The 17,986-nt window shown below is 34.9% G+C and carries 18 protein-coding genes, 5 pseudogenes and 1 riboswitch; of the genes and pseudogenes, 16 read left to right on the top strand and 7 right to left on the bottom strand.

The window, feature by feature from the left end:
* Positions 1 to 124: 124 nt before the first annotated feature.
* From ABNX05_RS17795 to ABNX05_RS17785, 3 genes are all read left to right on the top strand, one after another.
* Positions 125 to 499 (top strand): VOC family protein, encoded by a 375-nt coding sequence (locus ABNX05_RS17795; protein ID WP_349660931.1) that lies wholly within the window; start codon positions 125 to 127, stop codon positions 497 to 499.
* 296 nt (positions 500 to 795) lie between these two features.
* On the top strand, positions 796 to 936 hold the full coding sequence (locus ABNX05_RS17790) for a hypothetical protein (protein ID WP_349660930.1): 141 nt from the start codon (positions 796 to 798) through the stop codon (positions 934 to 936).
* A gap of 89 nt (positions 937 to 1,025) precedes the next feature.
* Complete coding sequence (locus ABNX05_RS17785) at positions 1,026 to 2,054, top strand: collagen-like domain-containing protein (RefSeq protein WP_349660929.1); 1,029 nt, start codon at positions 1,026 to 1,028, stop codon at positions 2,052 to 2,054.
* A 369-nt stretch (positions 2,055 to 2,423) separates the two neighbouring features.
* Here the strand turns inward: ABNX05_RS17785 and ABNX05_RS17780 are convergent, their stop codons facing one another.
* Both ABNX05_RS17780 and ABNX05_RS17775 read right to left on the bottom strand, forming a co-directional pair.
* Positions 2,424 to 2,744, bottom strand: coding sequence for a DUF4183 domain-containing protein (locus ABNX05_RS17780; protein ID WP_349660928.1), 321 nt, complete (start codon positions 2,742 to 2,744; stop codon positions 2,424 to 2,426).
* 52 nt (positions 2,745 to 2,796) lie between these two features.
* Entirely contained in the window at positions 2,797 to 3,216 is a 420-nt protein-coding gene (locus ABNX05_RS17775) for a DUF4183 domain-containing protein (protein WP_349660927.1), read from the bottom strand.
* A 463-nt stretch (positions 3,217 to 3,679) separates the two neighbouring features.
* On the opposite strand from ABNX05_RS17775, the pseudogene ABNX05_RS17770 reads away from it, so the two are divergent.
* From ABNX05_RS17770 to ABNX05_RS17740, 7 genes and pseudogenes are all read left to right on the top strand, one after another.
* Positions 3,680 to 4,038, top strand: a pseudogene (locus ABNX05_RS17770) (MFS transporter); the annotation flags it as partial.
* 288 nt (positions 4,039 to 4,326) lie between these two features.
* Positions 4,327 to 4,512: a hypothetical protein gene (locus ABNX05_RS17765; protein WP_349660926.1), complete on the top strand. Its 186-nt coding sequence runs from the start codon at positions 4,327 to 4,329 to the stop codon at positions 4,510 to 4,512.
* Positions 4,513 to 5,055: 543 nt separating this feature from the next.
* Positions 5,056 to 5,313, top strand: coding sequence for a hypothetical protein (locus ABNX05_RS17760; RefSeq protein ID WP_349660925.1), 258 nt, complete (start codon positions 5,056 to 5,058; stop codon positions 5,311 to 5,313).
* A gap of 17 nt (positions 5,314 to 5,330) precedes the next feature.
* Positions 5,331 to 5,837: an NPCBM/NEW2 domain-containing protein gene (locus ABNX05_RS17755; protein ID WP_349660924.1), complete on the top strand. Its 507-nt coding sequence runs from the start codon at positions 5,331 to 5,333 to the stop codon at positions 5,835 to 5,837.
* A gap of 352 nt (positions 5,838 to 6,189) precedes the next feature.
* Positions 6,190 to 8,271: a serine hydrolase domain-containing protein gene (locus ABNX05_RS17750; protein ID WP_349660923.1), complete on the top strand. Its 2,082-nt coding sequence runs from the start codon at positions 6,190 to 6,192 to the stop codon at positions 8,269 to 8,271.
* 263 nt (positions 8,272 to 8,534) lie between these two features.
* On the top strand, positions 8,535 to 8,945 hold the full coding sequence (locus ABNX05_RS17745) for a hypothetical protein (RefSeq protein WP_349660922.1): 411 nt from the start codon (positions 8,535 to 8,537) through the stop codon (positions 8,943 to 8,945).
* A gap of 251 nt (positions 8,946 to 9,196) precedes the next feature.
* A pseudogene (locus ABNX05_RS17740) lies at positions 9,197 to 9,491 on the top strand (GNAT family N-acetyltransferase); the annotation flags it as partial.
* Here ABNX05_RS17740 and ABNX05_RS17735 read toward each other — a convergent pair.
* Positions 9,466 to 10,083 (bottom strand): FMN-binding negative transcriptional regulator, encoded by a 618-nt coding sequence (locus ABNX05_RS17735; RefSeq protein WP_349660921.1) that lies wholly within the window; start codon positions 10,081 to 10,083, stop codon positions 9,466 to 9,468. The pseudogene ABNX05_RS17740 and the gene ABNX05_RS17735 overlap by 26 nt on opposite strands.
* Before the next feature lie 168 nt (positions 10,084 to 10,251).
* On the opposite strand from ABNX05_RS17735, the gene pdxR reads away from it, so the two are divergent.
* The gene (pdxR, locus tag ABNX05_RS17730; RefSeq protein ID WP_349660920.1) at positions 10,252 to 11,652 is read left to right on the top strand and encodes a MocR-like pyridoxine biosynthesis transcription factor PdxR; all 1,401 of its coding nucleotides are present in this window, start codon (positions 10,252 to 10,254) and stop codon (positions 11,650 to 11,652) included.
* A gap of 84 nt (positions 11,653 to 11,736) precedes the next feature.
* On the opposite strand, the gene ABNX05_RS17725 is transcribed toward pdxR, so the two are convergent.
* Entirely contained in the window at positions 11,737 to 11,904 is a 168-nt protein-coding gene (locus ABNX05_RS17725) for a hypothetical protein (RefSeq protein ID WP_349660919.1), read from the bottom strand.
* 258 nt (positions 11,905 to 12,162) lie between these two features.
* Positions 12,163 to 12,261: riboswitch (purine riboswitch) on the top strand.
* 71 nt (positions 12,262 to 12,332) lie between these two features.
* Here ABNX05_RS17725 and add point away from each other — a divergent pair.
* The 3 genes from add (at position 12,333) to ABNX05_RS17710 (ending at position 14,669) form a co-directional block, all read left to right on the top strand.
* Complete coding sequence (add, locus tag ABNX05_RS17720) at positions 12,333 to 13,325, top strand: adenosine deaminase (protein ID WP_349660918.1); 993 nt, start codon at positions 12,333 to 12,335, stop codon at positions 13,323 to 13,325.
* Between the two features lie 418 nt (positions 13,326 to 13,743).
* Entirely contained in the window at positions 13,744 to 14,133 is a 390-nt protein-coding gene (locus ABNX05_RS17715; protein WP_349660917.1) for a spore coat protein, read from the top strand.
* Positions 14,134 to 14,531: 398 nt separating this feature from the next.
* Positions 14,532 to 14,669 (top strand): hypothetical protein, encoded by a 138-nt coding sequence (locus ABNX05_RS17710; protein ID WP_349660916.1) that lies wholly within the window; start codon positions 14,532 to 14,534, stop codon positions 14,667 to 14,669.
* A 132-nt stretch (positions 14,670 to 14,801) separates the two neighbouring features.
* On the opposite strand, the gene ABNX05_RS17705 is transcribed toward ABNX05_RS17710, so the two are convergent.
* Positions 14,802 to 15,236 (bottom strand): Lrp/AsnC family transcriptional regulator, encoded by a 435-nt coding sequence (locus ABNX05_RS17705; RefSeq protein WP_349660915.1) that lies wholly within the window; start codon positions 15,234 to 15,236, stop codon positions 14,802 to 14,804.
* Positions 15,237 to 15,389: 153 nt separating this feature from the next.
* Here ABNX05_RS17705 and ABNX05_RS17700 point away from each other — a divergent pair, with 153 nt between their 5' ends.
* Complete coding sequence (locus ABNX05_RS17700) at positions 15,390 to 15,854, top strand: VOC family protein (RefSeq protein ID WP_349660914.1); 465 nt, start codon at positions 15,390 to 15,392, stop codon at positions 15,852 to 15,854.
* Positions 15,855 to 16,175: 321 nt separating this feature from the next.
* Here the strand turns inward: ABNX05_RS17700 and ABNX05_RS17695 are convergent.
* Positions 16,176 to 16,439 (bottom strand): annotated as a pseudogene (locus ABNX05_RS17695) (transposase); the annotation flags it as partial.
* 59 nt (positions 16,440 to 16,498) lie between these two features.
* Here ABNX05_RS17695 and ABNX05_RS17690 point away from each other — a divergent pair.
* A pseudogene (locus tag ABNX05_RS17690) lies at positions 16,499 to 17,094 on the top strand (phosphotransferase); the annotation flags it as partial.
* 194 nt (positions 17,095 to 17,288) lie between these two features.
* Here ABNX05_RS17690 and ABNX05_RS17685 read toward each other — a convergent pair.
* A pseudogene (locus ABNX05_RS17685) lies at positions 17,289 to 17,716 on the bottom strand (HEAT repeat domain-containing protein).
* Between the last annotated feature and the right edge of the window lie 270 nt (positions 17,717 to 17,986).

Raw genomic sequence — 17,986 nt, 5'->3', positions numbered from 1 at the left:
ATTAAAACAAAGAGACAGATCTAATCTACAAAATGCGTAGAATGAACTCTGTTTTTTCAAAATAAAGGATTCTCATAAATGTGTGTAGAATATTTATGGTAATACTAAGAATAGGTGGGGTGAAATGGTGAATCAGGTTTGTGTTATAAGTATTTACGTGCCCAATTTAAACAAAGCAATTGACTTTTATACCAATACTTTAGGTTTTGAATTAAACAAGCAGTATGGACCTAATATTGCATCACTAGTACACGGAGAGTTACCAATTATTTTAGAGGAGAACGAGAACGATAATACAACCTTTAATCAAGATAATAAAATTACAGGAGTTGTATTAGGATTGAGTACTGAAGATATTTATGAAACGGTTAATTTTTTAAAAGATAAAGAAGTGGAATTTATTGTAGATGAACCAACTAATTGTCCTCCAGGAAAATATATTAGTTTCAGAGACCCCTTCGGAAATATTTTAGAGTATCTCCAATTTGAAAATATGTAACAAGCATTAAAAGTTCAACATAATGGTTGAACTTTTTTAATCTCCTTTTGTAACAAACCTGCTTTGTTAGTTGAGTAACAATAAACCACTGAATCTGCTTAAAAAGCATCCGATGAAAGGTGCCTTTGGTCTTTTCTTAATGCTTCAACTGTGAAATAGTTAGATTTTTGACAAGCTGTAATAAGCAGTAACTCAAAAAATAGATGAGTCAATTAACAATATAGGTTGGTAGTATTTATTTCAATATTTTTAACGACTTTTTTATCAAGATCTAATCTATATAGCATTGATTTTTTATGTATTCAAAAAGATTCCTTTGTTGGTGTGGTGCATCAAATATTGGCGGTTCTGTTGTAACTAAACAGGATGTTACAGCTTTTTATCGTGCTTTAGATGAAGGAAAATATTATCTTGAGGATGGAATAAAGAATTTATAAGATATCATTTTCCGGTTATTTCGCTAGTGTTATGTCTATTTCATTATTTTCAATTAAAATATTATAAAAAAAGAGGAGGAGGTGATCTAATGAGATTTAGTAATTTTAGAAGAGGGCTAAACGGAGAAACAGGTTCAACTGGAGAGGTAGGTTATCAAGGAATAACAGGAGTAACTGGTTTGACAGATTTCAAAAGGTTAGCGGAAGAGGTAGATTCACCTGGATTGCAAATAATAGTGGGGAGAATTGGAGCAACAGGAGCAACAGGAGCAACTGGTCTACAAGGGGTATCCGGAATAACGGGAGCAACCGGACCACAAGGGGTAACTGGAACAATAGGAGCAACAGGTCTGCAAGGTGTGAGCGGGACAACGGGAGCAACAGGTCTGCAAGGTGTGACCGGAGCAACGGGAGCAACTGGTTTGCAAGGGGTAACCGGAGCAACGGGAGCAACCGGACCCCAAGGGGTAACCGGAGCAACGGGAGCAACCGGACCCCAAGGGGTAACCGGAGCAACGGGAGTAACCGGACCCCAAGGGGTAACCGGAGCAACGGGAGCAACTGGACCCCAAGGGGTAACCGGAGCAACGGGAGCAACTGGACCCCAAGGGGTAACCGGAGCAACGGGAGCAACAGGTCTACGAGGGGCAACCGGAACAACAGGAACAACTGGTCTGCAAGGGGTAACCGGACCAACCGGACCAAGTGGTTCAGGGTTAATGGAGGTTTTTCTTTCTACAGATCAATCAGTAGGAAACAATGACTTTCTTGGATCAGGTACTTCATCAGCTTCGTTTGTAAGAAGTTCAATAGTTATTCCAGTGGATGCTACGATAAAAAGTATAACTTTAAATATACGTGACCACGGTCTAAGTGCTGGACAAATAGCTTCCGCCCAAATATTTACAAGTTCAAACTGTGGATTTACTGCTCCGATAGCTACTGGAATTATAGCTACAGTTACAGGACCAAACTCGTCTACAACTCCGAATTGTTGTGCAACAACATCTGCAAATTTAACAGTTAATAGATGTACACTTCTATCAGTTCAATTAACTACAACAGGTGGGGCATTTTCTAATGGTGTTACTGTGACTATTTTATTAAATACTCCGTGATTTGATGTTTTTGATCGAAACAAAAAGAAAATATTTCAAGTTTAATAAATTGTACAGGGGAAAAGGGGATAGCGTAGTGCAATAACAGCTTGGACCGTTACATGCAACAGTTTGCTATCCCGAGTAAGTATATGCCAAAAACATTACAACTTTATATATGTATGAAAGGTATGAAATAAAAAGAGCCATCTCCTTAGGGGGAAATGACTGAAGTGATAATGAAGAGAATTCGAGAAGAGGGATTTCTATATAAATATTTATAGGCTTGGAGGGTGTCACTTGGGATAAAAGTGACCCTAAGCACCAAAATAGAAGACAAGCTAGAAAGCTTACACTATTAAAATTTATTGTTTGGATGATTATTAGTCATTAAGTTTGTGTAACTAATTCCACAGCTTCTACTACCAAAGGAGTTCCTGCTGTGATTGTACCAGTAACACCGTTAAAAGTTAACTCTGTTGCAGAAATTGTAAACGAATCACCTTCTTGTAGTACACCATTTATATAAAAATTATAGTAACCATTTGCTACTACTGGAAAAGTAGTAGCGGCATTCCCGCTATCATCTAGAAAGGCAGTCGCAAGGATTGTAGTACCGTCAGCAACTGTTAAATTTGCTGCTAACACATCAAAAAATCTTGTGGAAGTAGCATTAACGTTTACATGAATATTAATAATTGAAAGAGCCATTGTTTCACCTCCTTTCAAGGGAAAAAGAAAAGTAATTTAGCAGATTTTTATATCATATTTGTTGGAATCCCAATGATTCAATAATGATTGGTGTTCCGGCAAAAATAGTGGCATTAAATGGTTTAAGGTTTAATGAATCTGATGTTACTTTATAAGCACCGCCCTCTTGCATCACAGCATTGATGTAAAGATTGACATATCCATTGGGATTAAAAAGTTTGAATTCTGTTACTGGATCGCCATTATCATCTGTAAATAAATTAGCTGGAAGGGTTGTTCCGTTTGTTAAATCAATATCTTCTGCAACAATATAGAAATATCTATTTATTATTGGAATAACAGTTCCTTCAGGGATTACCACTGGCGGAGGTTGAATAGAACATATGTCAACAGCTTTTATCCGGGGCAAAAAAACTCGGTTATTTTCACACCAACTGTCACTAATCAAATTTTGTGGATCCATTTTTTTCATTATTTGTCACCTCCATTTCGTAATATGTTGCTTACCCCGTAAGTTTTAGGCGTTTGTTACTTATTAATTGAGAAAGCTGTTCCTTCAGTAATATTTTATGGATGTATGTTGGAAGATGGTTGGTAATATGTCTATTAAAGAGAAATAAATAATATTTTTAATGAAAAGATGGGATTTTTTAAATACCTAAAATCAATTGAGAGCTATGAAAATGGGATTTTGAGGAATACGGGGAGATAGATTTTTACCTTGTTACTAAGCAATCTGAGGAAAGTAACTATAAAAGGGTCACCGAGTAAATAGTGAGAAAAAATGTTGTGCATAGGAAAATTTTAAGAAGTATAGTATGAACACAAAAAGACAAAAATTTTACCCCCTAGGAGTAGGTATTTAAGTAAATGGAAAAAGCTATCTAAATTAAAATGTTATAGGATATTATCAAACTAACAGGGGTTAATGGAAGAATAGTTCAGATATTATGGGTGAATTTGCAGTTTCTATTGGTGTGCCGGCTCTTACAGGTCCATTTATCTTATCAGTTTTGGTCCTTTTTATTATGTTGCGTCCGGATCCATTAGAAATAGCGAAAATGATAGAAGTGCACAAACAAGAATATGGACATAGAAATAAGGCAGGATTTTTTAATAAAGCTCACAATAAAAGAGGTCTTACAGTCGATGAAACGATGATGGTACTTACTCAAATTGAAATGGTTGCTATTATGTCGATGACACCAATACATATGAAACAGCATAGTTACGGTTTATCGGAGGTTGGACTTGTTTTAGGATTTCATTAGGTTCTATGGTTCTTCCAACGCTCGGTATAGATCTGAATATTGTTTGGTCTATAGGTTATTACATAAATCGAAAGGCCAATCGTTATGCCTTTAAGGGAAACTTAATAACGATTGGAAAAACATAAAAAAGTATTTACATTTTAAGTTTTTATTTAGACTCACAAAAAATTTTATGTTTACAATGAAACTTTTAAGTAGATGTTTTATGAGTGTAATTCTAACTTTACAGTCACTAAAAATATATCGTATGTAAAAAATAATTTGGACAATAATAAAGGGGAAAATAAAATTTCCTTAAATGAGGTGAATATATGAAAAAAATACTTTTAGGTACGTTTACAGCGATACTGTCTACTGGAATATTGTTCGGATGTGGTACACCTAATGATGAACAGGAGCCAGATCCGACTGAAGAACCTTCTGAACAACGAGATCAAAATAAAAATGATCACGAAAATGATCACGAAAATGATCATGAAGAAGAAAACAATAGATAGATTTTGCATTGCAAGTTCTCTAGTTAAATATCTTAGAAAAAGCCACTCTATGTGAAGTAACCCGCTAATAGCATTAGGAGCTTGGGTAAAATGAGTTCGGTATTGCACCGAACTCGTAATCATTGTCTTTAAGTTGTTCTGGACCTGAATTCAAATCTTTGATGAATGAACCAGTCGGTCCAAATTTATCACCAGCAAAGCTTTTACGGTAAGGTAATGTATTTTGAAAGAACTACTCACACTTACTTAGAACAGTTTCTTTTTAGGGTTTTAATTTTAATAAAATTCATGATAACGAGGTGCTCCATTTATAAAGGAGCCCTCGTTATTTTTGTTGTATCATACAAGTACTAAAGTTAATAAAGATTGAAAATTTAGGTAAAAAAGGTAGGGTATGTTAAATGCTCGACCATATCGTTGAATAAATCCAGGTTCAATACAACCACAATCGTCCCCACCATTTCCGCCTCAGTATCCACCATAAAAATGAGCTATTACGAGGTTAAGACGTAAGAACTTTAAATGTATTTGTGACTTCTATTGATGAAAAAAAGTTTAGGTGGATTTCTTCCTAATGGCAACAGTTATTTAGGAAGTGTTAATGAACGTTTTCCCAACCTGAGGATTAATGTTTCCGATATTCTATTTTTAAGACGAAATTCACAATTATTAAAAAAGATTGAAAATTTTGGTTTGTTATGTGAAGATAAGAAATGTATTTCAAAATCGAAAGGGGATTTATTTGATATGAAAAACACAAAAAAGGTTATCTATCAAAAGGTTTTCGATTTAATGTATTAAGTTTAGCTGTGGTTTTAATGCTTACAATTTGTACATTTTTTGTAAGCGGAAATACTACTACTTTAGCTGTTACACCTGTATTTGTGCAATTAAGGGATGAATTAACTCCAATTTCAGTTACAGGAGATATAGAGCAAATGACATCTAATTATTTTTCTTATAATAAAAACCAATCGTTTTATAAAACACAGATATCTATTAATGGTGTGAAATATGAAAAAGAGATTGGATCGCACTCAAATAGTTCAATTAAGTATAATTTGAATGGACAGTATACTAAATTTACAGTAGATGTAGGAATAGATGATCAAGTAGCGCCGGGTCATGGATCTGTGAATTTTGTGATAATCGCTGATGGTAAAATTTTAAATATAAGTCCGGTTAAAAAATCGAACGAACCAGCTGAACATGTAGAAGTAAATATTGCAGGAAAAAATACACTTGATTTAGTTGTGTTTGATGCTAATGATAATATTGACAATGATCATACCAACTGGGCAGATGCAAAATTGTTTATTCAATAAAAGCCAATAGATAAAGTTATATCTTTAATAGACTAGTATTCTTAATAAAATGTGGAGCATTATAATAGGGTATTTAAAAACTGAACTAATATTTATAAAATTTAGTTCAGTTTTTATTTATAAGAAAATCTACTCACAAATTTTAAAAAGATTACTACTGATAGGCGGCTATTCTTGTTTTAACTAAATAGTTTTTTTACGGAAGGTAGATACTGAATTTTACCTTTTATTTACTTTGTTTTTCCTTTAATTTGGTTTTGGTTATGTATACTGCTTAACAAGGACAACAAGGAGATACCTTTGTTCGAAATAAGCAATGAAATCGATACTTATCTAAGGAGGCAATTCTTTTATGAAAAATAAACTATCTGGGGCGTTAGCTGCTACATTAGCGTTAACGATGAGCCTACCATCAGGGGTGATGGCGTCTTCTAGCAGTCAGACTACGGTTGTTGCTAGCCAAGAAGTAACTAGTCAAGAACTGAAAAAGATTGCAGCAGAGAAGGCTGCGCTACTTACAAAGTCCTATGAGACGACTAGTGTGCAGTATGCGTTAATTGATAATGGCAAACTTATTTTGTCGGGTCAGACAGGCAAGAACGATATGAAAGGGAAACAGCCACTGACCAAAGATACCCTATACGGGATTGGTTCAGTCAGTAAAATGTATGCAGCGGCAGCTGTGATGAAATTGGTCGACGAAGGAAAAGTAGATTTGGATGCTCCTGTCGTCGACTATGTTCCTGATTTCAAGATGAAGGATGAACGGTATAAACGCATTACGCCGCGTATGCTGTTGAACCACTCCTCCGGCTTGCAAGGTACTGGGTATGGTAATACATTTTTATTCAAAGATAATGATACCTATGCACATGATAACTTGTTGCGGCAATTGTCCAACCAGCACTTGAAGGCGGATCCTGGAGCGTTCTCCGTATACTGCAACGACGGCTTTACGCTAGCCGAGATTATGGTGGAAAGAGTCAGTGGTATGAGCTTTACCGAATTTATACATCAACGGTTTACAAAACCCTTAAAGCTAAATCATACGAAAACGCCGCAGGACAAATGGGAAGACGATAAGCGGGCTGGACTTTATTTTCCAACTTATCAAGGGCAGCTTCCTACCGAATCGGTGAATGTGATCGGTACGGGAGGGATCTCTTCCACAGCAGAAGATATGGTTCGATTCTCACAATTATTTATGGGGCAGGGAAAAGGAATCCTCTCTGATAAGGCAGTCAAGGCGATGGAGCAAGAGGAATATAAAAAAGGAATGTGGCCGGGGGATGGAGATAATATCTTCAACTATGGTCTTGGCTGGGATAGTGTGAAACTATATCCATTCAGTGAATATGGGATAAAGGGCTTGACTAAAGGCGGCGACACGGGACTGCAACATGCTTCACTGGTCGTACTTCCTGAACAGAAGATGGCAGTGGCTGTGTTGTCCTCCGGCGGTAGCAGCGCTACAAATCAACTGATGGCGACTGAAATACTGCTCGCTGCACTCAAAGAGAAGGGCACAATTAAGGATATCAAGCCGAACAAATCCTTTGGCAAGCCGGTCAAGGCCAAGGTGCCTCAAGATGTAGCGAAGAAAGCGGGTTTTTACGGCAATAGTTTCAGTCATTTCAATGTAGAAATCAAGAAAAATGGAGAACTGTTCTTACCATCTAATCCAGAAGAAAAATATGTATATACTGCGAATGAAAGCTTTATTAACGAGAAAGGTACCTCCAAACTCAACTTCGTCACTGAGAAGAATGGAAGAACTTATTTGAAAGAAAGCTCATTTATATCGATGCCTGGTTTAGGGCAAGTAGCGCTTACTCACTATTTAGCCGAGAAACTAGAAGACAACATGCTATCGAAGGAAACCACTGCTGCATGGGCGAAGCGGGAAGGCGTCAAGTTCTATCTCGTAAATGAGAAATATAGTTCTGCTCAATATCTCGCACCAATGATGCTTACAACACAAATTAATCGAAATGAAGGTCTAGAGGGCTATTGGGCCGGCCGAAAAATTACAGGCCCAAACTCGGCCGCGCATCAGCTACAGATCCCTGGGATGACAGGCCGTGATACGACGGAATCTCTTTTTTATACAGAAGGCGGTAATGAATATATGGAGATGTCCGGATTGTTATACGTAAGTGAAACCAACGTAAAACCGCTTGATGCAAGCAATTCATCTAAAGTTACGTTACAAGCAAATGGGCATGCGAGATGGTTTACGATCCCGCAAGCGGTAGCAGGGAAAACGATGAACGTGGCGTTGCCAGAGAAGAGTGCGTTCGCGGTGTATGATGAGAATGGAGTATGCGTCAATTTTACTGTTGTGAGTAGCGATAACAAAGTAAAACTGCCGAAGGACGGAACGGTTGTATTTGCTGGCGTGCCGAACTCGGAATTTGAAATCACGTTGAACTAGCTGCAATTCAATTTTAGGGTTTTAATTTTAATAAAATTCATGAAAAAAATAACGAGATACTCAATTTATAAATCGAGTATTTCGTTGTTTTTGTTGTATCATACAAGCACTATAAAAGCGGCTAAAATAGGTTATCAGCCCTTAAAACAAATCAATCTAGAGATTTTTAAGATTGTAATAGAGATAATAGCGGATACATATCTAGATATTTTACATAAGTTAATTTAGATTAAAAATTTAGGTTAATAAGGGAGTGTGTGTTCATGACTCAACCATATCGGCGAAGTCCAGGTTCAACCCAACCACAGCCACGTCAAATAAGTCCAGGTTCAATACAACCACAGCCATATATAAGTCCAGGTTCAATACAGCCACAGCCATATATAAGTCCAGGCTCGATACAACCACAACCGTACCCACCATTTCCACCATATCCGCCACAGTACCCACCATTTCCACCACAGTATCCACCACAATATCCACCATACCCACCATATCCTCCACCACAACAAACTGGTGGATGTATTCAAAAATGGGCTAATATGAAGTTAAGAGACGGAAGAACTTTAAATGTATTTGTGACTTCTATTGATGAAAAAAGTTTAGGTGGTTTCCTTCCTAGTGGCCAACAGGTTGCAATAGATTTAAATGAAATTACATTTATGACTTGCTAAAACTTCAAATTACCTAAAAAATAAAAACATCTTAGATATTTTATTATAAGTCAATAAGTAAAGTAGTATCTTAAATACACGAGTCACCTTAATAAAATGTGTACATTATAATACATTATTTTTATGCTGAACTAATTCAAACAACTTAGTTCAGCTTTTATTTATGAGAAAAATGCTTTCCAAACCTTCAAATAAGTATCTTCAAATTTTTCCCTGCATATGTAGGTGCTACTTTGCATGGAAGAATTTGAATTAGGAATAAATATCAAGGAAAAGGACTAGGAAAACATTTAATCAACAAAGCGATGGAAATAGCTGTAGCACAAAACAAAAAAACATCTGGTTAGGTGTTTGGGAAAAGAATGATAATGCCATATTTTTTTACAAGAAAATAGGTTTTATCCATACTGGGACTCACTCTTTTTTATGGGTGATGAAGAACAAATTGATATCATCATGACAAAAATTTGTATATACAATATATGGAAGGAATGTTTATATAACATTTCTGCCTTCTGTTTTAGTCATTTTTATTTTTCTTCATAGCTTCTGCCACTGCAGAAGCATTAGGATCCTCTTCTTTATAAAGCTCGCTAATAATATTTGCGTAATCATTAGCATTACGATTTTGACTTAATTTATAGGCAGCTTGAACTTCTTCTATTTTAATTCTAAATCCTTTTATTCCTTTTAACTCTTGTTGTAACATTTCAGGAGAAAGTTTATCCCACAATACAGGATTTTCACGGAATTTCTCATATTTTTCAAGTAAGTTAATTAAATCTTGTTCTAACTCATTTCCTGCAATGAGACTTGCTTTTCCATAAACATGAACTGATTGATAATTCCAGGTTGGCACATTTTCTTTTTCATACCAAGAAGAAGAAATATACGCATGTGGACCATTAAATATAACTAATATTTCATCTATATCCTCAAAAGTCCTCCATAGAGGATTTCCATATGCACAGTGACCTGTGAGGTAATATTCATCCTTAATTTTATTCAATAATAATGGTACATGGGCTGCTATTGGTTTTCCTTTTCTTATTGAAACAATTGTTGCAAATGAATTGTCTTTAATAAATTCTTTGATTTCTTCTAAATCAGTTTTTATGTAATACTTAGGAATATACATGTAAAATCTCTCCTTACTTAATAGAAATCATTGTGAGTTTTCGGAATAAAAAAATATTATTATCGGATGTGTTTACATTTTCTCTGTCACAATGTAGATTTTATTATAATAACCCTCTGGTACCGTTAAAAGTGCCAAGAATGTTATTTCTAAAGGAGCCAAAAATATATGTTTGAAATTACACCAATATTAAATAATGGAGAACCACTATATTTTCAATTATATAAATACATTAAAGATGAAATTCAAAATGGAAACATTTTAGCTAAAACCAAATTGCCCTCTCAACGAAGCTTAGCTAAACATTTAAACATTAGTCGCAACACAGTAGACGTTGCATATCAACAGCTCCTTGCAGAAGGGTATGTGGTAAGTAGAGAAAGAGAGGGGATATATGTTGTAGAACTTGAAAAGGATTATTTTCAAAAAAATAATGTTAAATTTGATAAAACATTATTAAAGTCTAACCAAGAAAAAGATCCTACTGTAATTAAGTATGATTTTAATTATGGAGATATAAATTTAAAAGACTTTCCCTATAAAATATGGCGTAAATTGAGTATGCAAAGTCTTAATGAAGAACAAGGTCACCTTTTTTTATATGGGGATGCACAAGGTGAGCTTGAATTAAGAGGTTATATTGCAAAATATCTTTATGAAGCTAGAGGGGTTAAATGCTCTGCAGACCAAATTGTAATAGGGGCAGGTTTGCAATATCTTACAGGAATAGTATGTAACTTGATTGGACGAGAAAAGCTTTTTGGTATGGAAGATCCAGGATATTATAGAGTTCGCTACCTTTTTGAAGATAATGGTATAAGGGTAAAACCAATACATCTTGATGATTATGGAATTAGTATCGCCCATTTAAAAAATAGCAAGGTTAAAGCCATATATGTGACTCCATCTCATCAATTTCCAATGGGAACAGTCATGCCTATCTCAAGAAGACTAGAATTATTAGAGTGGGCAAAAGAAGAAAATGCTTATATCATAGAGGACGACTATGATGGTGAGTTTAGATATGCTGGGAAACCAATACCGGCTCTACAAGGATTAGATTCGTATGATCATGTTATTTATATGGGAACATTTTCAAAATCGTTGATTCCTTCCATAAAACTAAGTTATATGGTTTTACCAAGAAAATTAATTAACTTATATATCGAGAACAGCTATTATGTTCAAACTGTGTCGAGATTACATCAACATACTTTACAATTATTTATGGAAAGTGGTCATTGGGAGAGACATCTGAGTAAATCAAGAAATAGCTATAAGAGAAAATACGAGGCCTTATTAAAGGCAATTAATCAAATAATGGGAGATAAAGTGAAAATTTATGGTGCTAGTAGTGGATTACATATTCTGCTGGAACCAAATAATAGTATGTCCGAAGATGAACTAATAGAAAAAGCAAAAATGGAAGGTGTAAAGTTATATCCAACGTCAATTTTTTATGCGATTCCTCCAGAAGAAAAACCAACAAAAGTTTTACTTGGATTTGCTAACTTAGATGAAGAAGGAATTTATAAGGGAATAGAGCTTTTAAAAAATGCTTGGTTTTAATCCATATTATTTTATGCTTTTAAGAAGTGCATATTATTTCAAATAAAAAAATTCAAAGCATATTATAAAAAAGGACATGCTCTTTTATAAAAGCTTTCTTTGGTGGCATTCGGTACTTCGAGTGCTTGCAGACATTTGCGTAACTAAAAGACTATCTAAAAGTGCTGTAGCAGAAGATTTAATTTCTATTTGTAAAATGGTAATTACACTAAACACTGCCTTAAATAAAATGAAACCATTTACTACTGCCATTTTATTGATATAGAATTTATATATATAAAATATTACTAATAAAAAAATGACTGCTAATGATAAAGCAGACATTTTTTTATGAAGGATTTTTAATGTGCTATAAAACGTGAATTGTCTTAGGTTCTAATTGAAATTTCATGTTCGTTAATAACTTGAAATTCCAAATGCGGCTACTGACTGAAAATTTTTATTGTAGAATATGCTTTTTATTAAAGAAAAGGTTCGGAACCATGTTGACAACCTAATATTTTTTTATTATTATTTAAAAAAATAAAATTCCGTATAACCCCAATAATATGGTTTGGGGGTCTCTACCAGGAACCGAAATTCCTGATTACGAAGAAAGTACAAGTACAATACTTGTATCTTCTTTGTAGTCAGGAATTTTTTTGTATTTTAATCTAAAAATTTATTTTAGGAGGACAAAAATGAACTTTTTAGCATTGCCCAAAATTGAACTTCACTGTCATTTGGATGGAAGCCTAAGGGGTGAAACTATTATCGATATTGCACAGAAGGAAGGTATTCAGTTACCATCTTTTGATAAGGATGAACTGCAAAAGGAGCTAATTGCTCCGTTAGAATGTGAATCCCTTGATGAGTATTTAAAAAGATTTTCTCTTCCTAATTTAGTTATGCAGTCTAAGGAGAACTTAAGAAGAATTACTTTTGAGCTATTTGAGGATGCAACAAGAGAAAACGTGAAATATTTAGAAGTCAGATTTGCCCCGTTACTTCATATATTACAAGGTCTTGATGTTGAAGAAGTTATTCAATCTGTTATAGAGGGGATGAGGGACGCTGAAAGCCGCTACGAAATAAAGGGAAATATAATCTTGTCTTGCATGAGAACGATGTCTGTAGAAAGCGCATTTGAAGTAGTTGAAAAGGGGAAAAAATTCCTTGGAAACGGTGTGGTGGCAATTGACCTATGTGCATCTGAAGAAGAAAGCTTTTGTGAAAAATTCGTAGATCCAATTGCATTAGCTAAAAAATATGGCTACAGAGTTACTATTCATGCCGGTGAAACAGGAATTGGAAAAAACGTTTTAGATGCTGTTGAACTGCTAGGTGCTGAAAGAATAGGGCATGGAGTATTTATTAAAGATTGCGCCGAGGCTTATAAGATTGTGAAAGAAAAACAGGTAGTGCTTGAAATGTGTCCAACAAGTAATGTCCAGACGAAAGCCGTTCATAATTATTCTGAACATCCGATTTATAAGTTTCATAAAGATGGAATAAAAGTGACATTTAATACGGATAACAGAACAGTTTCAGATACTACTATGGAAAAAGAAATACATTTAGTTGACAACGAATTTAATCTAAGTGAAGAAGATTATCGGATAATTTATTTAAATAGTGTAGAAGCATCCTTTGCCGATCAAGAAACTAAAGAATGGTGCTTGGCACAATATTAAAGAAAATTAAATTAGCAACACAAACTATCCTAGAACTCGAACATACTGTTAAGGGATAAATAATTATTAAATGTAAATGAAACATGAACCAACATAAAGAGCTTTGCTACTTATAAATTGTAGCAAGGCTCTTATCTTTTTGAGTAAAATTAAATTACTATATTAATTCTAAGCAAAAGAGATACTAGTACATACATGGTTTATCAGAGATTGGAATTGTTATAGGATTTCATGTAGGTTATTTGTATCTTCCATCTATCGTAACAGTAATTCCTGTGATAAAATCCCACGAACAGCCAGGAGTATTATAAGTATTGATAATATAATATTTTCTATTCTTCACTCCTCCTTCCTTTTCGTCCAAACAACTTTATTCGATATGAATAAACTTAATATATGAAGAGGAGGTGAATATAAAATGGCATCATTTGAAATTGGCTCGAGAAGTCTTTTCAATTTCCGAAACGAACGCTTTTTCCTATTAGTTGAAGATGAAATTACAATTCCAGAAAAAGGTGTAGAGATTGATCCAGTTAATATCTATGAGATTGACCAACAAACTTTCAATTTTATTAGAGATGAAGGAGATACACCTGTGATTCGACCAGTTATTAATCTTCCAACTGTACCACCTGGATTTGAATTAGAACGAAAATGTATTTTTACAGTTGATAATGCATACTACGTAATTTATGATTTAGAGAATGGTACTGATACCAATGTTTTATTAAGAATCGGTGCAGCTTTATTTAACTCCTTGAGAAATTCAGGTGTTCGTGAATGTATTCCTCAAGATTTCATTAACTAAATGTTATTGCCCTATTAAATGTATGGGTATAATAAACAAGCGTCCAATTTATTTTATTGGGTGCTTGTTTTTTTGTGCACCTGGCATGCGAATTTCATTGACAGCTAGGAATGATTGGATGAGTTTGCACATCAAACAAAGTCCTTTCTGTCGAAGTTCATATCGAGTAAATGAGGCGGATAGATGGTGCTAAAGTGCATGCGCTTTTCCGGGGGAGAATTTGAGCGACACTAGGATTAACAGGTTATATATTTGCTAAAACACTTAAATTCAACATTAGAGATCATTGTAATGTGGAAATAATAAAAATCAACTTAATCAATAGCTTAGAATTTTATGATAAGTGTTTAGTAGGAAATGGTAATGAAGATTCATTTCGATATGAATTGATGCAACCAATGAAAACAATGTGGGATTATTTAAATGTACCGTTAAAAGCAACACAATCTAATGGATACGATATTATTATGGCGTCAGAGATGTTAGGGATTTGGACTCCATTGCACTATTATTATTGTTATCACCTCCGATTCTAAGTTTGTTTTTGCACTAAAGGAGTGCTTTACTTGAAGATTATTGAGTTGCATAATGCAGCTCTTTTTTTCTTTATTGAACTAACGGAGCAGTTTAGCATAAGTAGGATTCTTTTGTTATTTTGAGAATGGCGCTTATAGTAGAATCCGACTCTCAATCAGGTTTTTCAAGCTGATAAGGGACTTGGATGGTCCGAACTTAATAATAGAATCTTGAAATTGACCAATATCCTCTATGGAAGCAGTCTGAATCTTGACCATGTAATTGTATTCACCACTAATTCGAAACATATCGGTTACAACGGGATTTCGTTCGCAAAAATCCACCAGTGCTTGACATTGCTCTGTTTTAATAAGAAAGAATGCCGTGGTCCCTCGACCTAGTGCCTGATGGCGAAAGGTTGCCGTATAACCCGAGATGATGTCTTTCTCCTCAAGCCTTTTTATTCGTTCCCTTACCGAGGGCTGGGACATGGACACTTCTTTACTTATTTGTGAAATGGAGATACGTGCATTCTGCTGAAGAAGACCCAAGATGTGGTAATCAGTTTCATCCATCCAATGTTCCATATATAATTCCTCCTACTGCATTTTCGAAAATAAATAAAATTAATTGATTTTCGTTATTTTTGGAAAGTGTAATTCGGTAATTTCCTTTTATATTGTATGTATTTCCTTGCAACACTATTCTATACTAAATTCATTAGAAAGGGGAAATTATATTTGAATATCAAAGGTCTTGCTCATATTGCAATTCAGGCAAAAGATTATCCGGCAACAATCCGGTTTTACATTGAAGCATTGGGATTTAAGCGTGGACATCATTGGAGCCTTCCTTCGTTTCAAATCAAGGAAGCTTCGATGCTGATCTCTCCCGACGGCCGAACATGTCTCGAGGTTTTTGATGACGAAGCTATCATTCCAGCACAAGGGAAGAAAGCGCGGTCGGAAGAGGAAGTTGCTTACGGAGCTATGCTTCACCTAGCGTTTTATGTGGAAGATGTCGACAAAGCGTTTCAAACGGCACTTGCCCATGGGGCAAAACCTTGTGTGGAAGCAGACTATCTAACTCTCGGAGAGCCTCCTCTTATTATCAGAAACGCTCTAGTCCACAGTCCTAATGGAGAGGTTATCGAATTTATTCAAGATGTGGATTTTGATATAGAGTCCCATAGTTCAGGGCAGTAGTTCAAAAAGTTAGTGGCAATCTAAGACTTTTTCCTATTCTAGAATGCCACTGTGTTCTTCTTAAACTCCCATGAAAGAACGTAATCATCTTTCATTTTCTATGGTGTAGTGTTGATTTTAAGCGATATGGATGGCTAACGGGTGCGTAATTAAAGATCAAAGAGTTGCCTAGGCAGCTCTTTCTTACGATTAGTCAAGTATCTATAATAACTTTCTTAACTCTCTGATATTATTTTGATAAATTGGGCCATGCCGAATAAGCCTAGTGATTTTTCGATTTTTCATAAGGCTTTAGTATGTTAAACTGATGCTACGACTGTACTAGGGAGCCAACCTGTAGTCGTAGTTTTGATTATGTGTGACAAGAAAGAAGATCTTTTTCAATAACTTGTTTACACATGCGACGGAGGCAACCTTATGACATTTGTTATAGGGTTGCGTTTTTAATTTATCGTAGTACTCAACGATGTGATTTCCACCAAATCGTCGCTGTCTAATCATGTTCTGAACGGTTAGATACATTATTTTACGTAGGTGTTTATTGCCGCGTTTATTAATCTTGTCTTTAGCTATAAACTTCCCGGATTAAATGTAATCAAATTAAAGGGAGAAATTAAATGATAAAAATAGACGTAGATTTAGGTTCGAAGTTAATAAAAAGCCAATTTCCAGAGAGGTCTAATTTAGAAATTAAAAATCAATTTGCGAATGAATTGGAGGGGTTTAGTTGAATTACAATCTATTGACGCCAGTGGAGGTCCCATAGCTGGGGAATATAATTTTTATAGAGGCGGTGGTATTGTTGTATACGATGATGAGTGTAGAGATGCCATTAATAATAATGTAACTGCTTTTAATAAAACTTATTGAAGGAAATCTGGGAATTGGCATTAACTTCAAAGTGGGCTGGTGAACCTGTTTGGGTCCACGGTGACATAGCTCCAGGAAATATATTAATTAAAGATGGTAATTACGTGCGGGTATTGATTTTGGGATATTGGGAGTAGGAGATCCTTCTTGTGATGCTGCAATTGCTTGGACGTTCTTTGATGACAAAAGCAGAAAGGCATTTAAGAATGCATTGAATGTTGATGAAGAAACTTGGAATAGAGCAAGAGGTTGGGCTTTATGGAAGGCTTTGATAACCTACGACTATAATAAACAATCTAACAAAGCAGTTGCGGATGAACAATGTAATATTATAAACGTAATTATTAATGATTACGAAACTGAAAGATAAAGGCATTAAAATAGAATTTTTACTTCACTAACGAAGACTTTACTTCAAGATGGATTCCACAGCAATCCCGTCTTTTTTCTTAATTAGTGTTTGTGGAACTTTTTTAATCAAACTTTATTCAAAATCAACAGAAAAAGCCATTCCCTCCACAAGCGAAGAGAATGACTTTCCTTCATAAATCGCAAAACTACTGATTACAGTTTTGCCCAACGTTCCTCTAACCAGTTCATAAATTGTACACCTTTGTCGCCTTCATACGCATCAAAGACATCTAAACGCATACGTTTTAGTTTATCCGCAAAGTCTGCCACTGTATGGTCCTTCGGCAAGCTCTTTTTAACTCGAAGGAAAATTTTGTCTGTTCCTTTGATAATATCAAAACGTGCAGGTGATGGCTTCTCTACGTCCTCGCCAAGCGCCACAAGTGCTTCATAGCTGCTAATTGCACCTTGTAGACAGTATCATGCTGCATACGATTTTTTAATAAATCTATGATTTTGTCATGTTGATAAGCCGATAACATTTCGACTGCGCCTAAACGCTCTCGCCAGCTAGACGTATAATTGGCCTGTTTTTTTAATGTTTCATACTGCTCAGGTAATGCTGTTTCAAATTGTTTCAAGTAATTGCACCTCTTTTTTTAACTAGAGAAAAAATGAATTCTTCTTCTGCTTCTCTTATTATACGTTGTCTTGGTGAAAATAGCGAAGAATCGCTGATAAGGATATATATAGAAAATGGAAACTAACTACATTAAGGTGGACCGTATCATAAGTAGGTACTATTCTTTATTGGATTTGCTTTTCTTATTAAACTAAACCAGCTAATAGATTGTCAATAAAAATCTTTTAAATTAATAAACACTTCATGCTATACTAAAAAGCGCAACCCA

Source organism: Lysinibacillus zambalensis, from assembly GCF_040183165.1.
Taxonomy (GTDB): Bacteria; Bacillota; Bacilli; order Bacillales_A; family Planococcaceae; genus Lysinibacillus; species Lysinibacillus zambalensis.
This window is presented reverse-complemented; position numbering and strand designations above follow the sequence as displayed.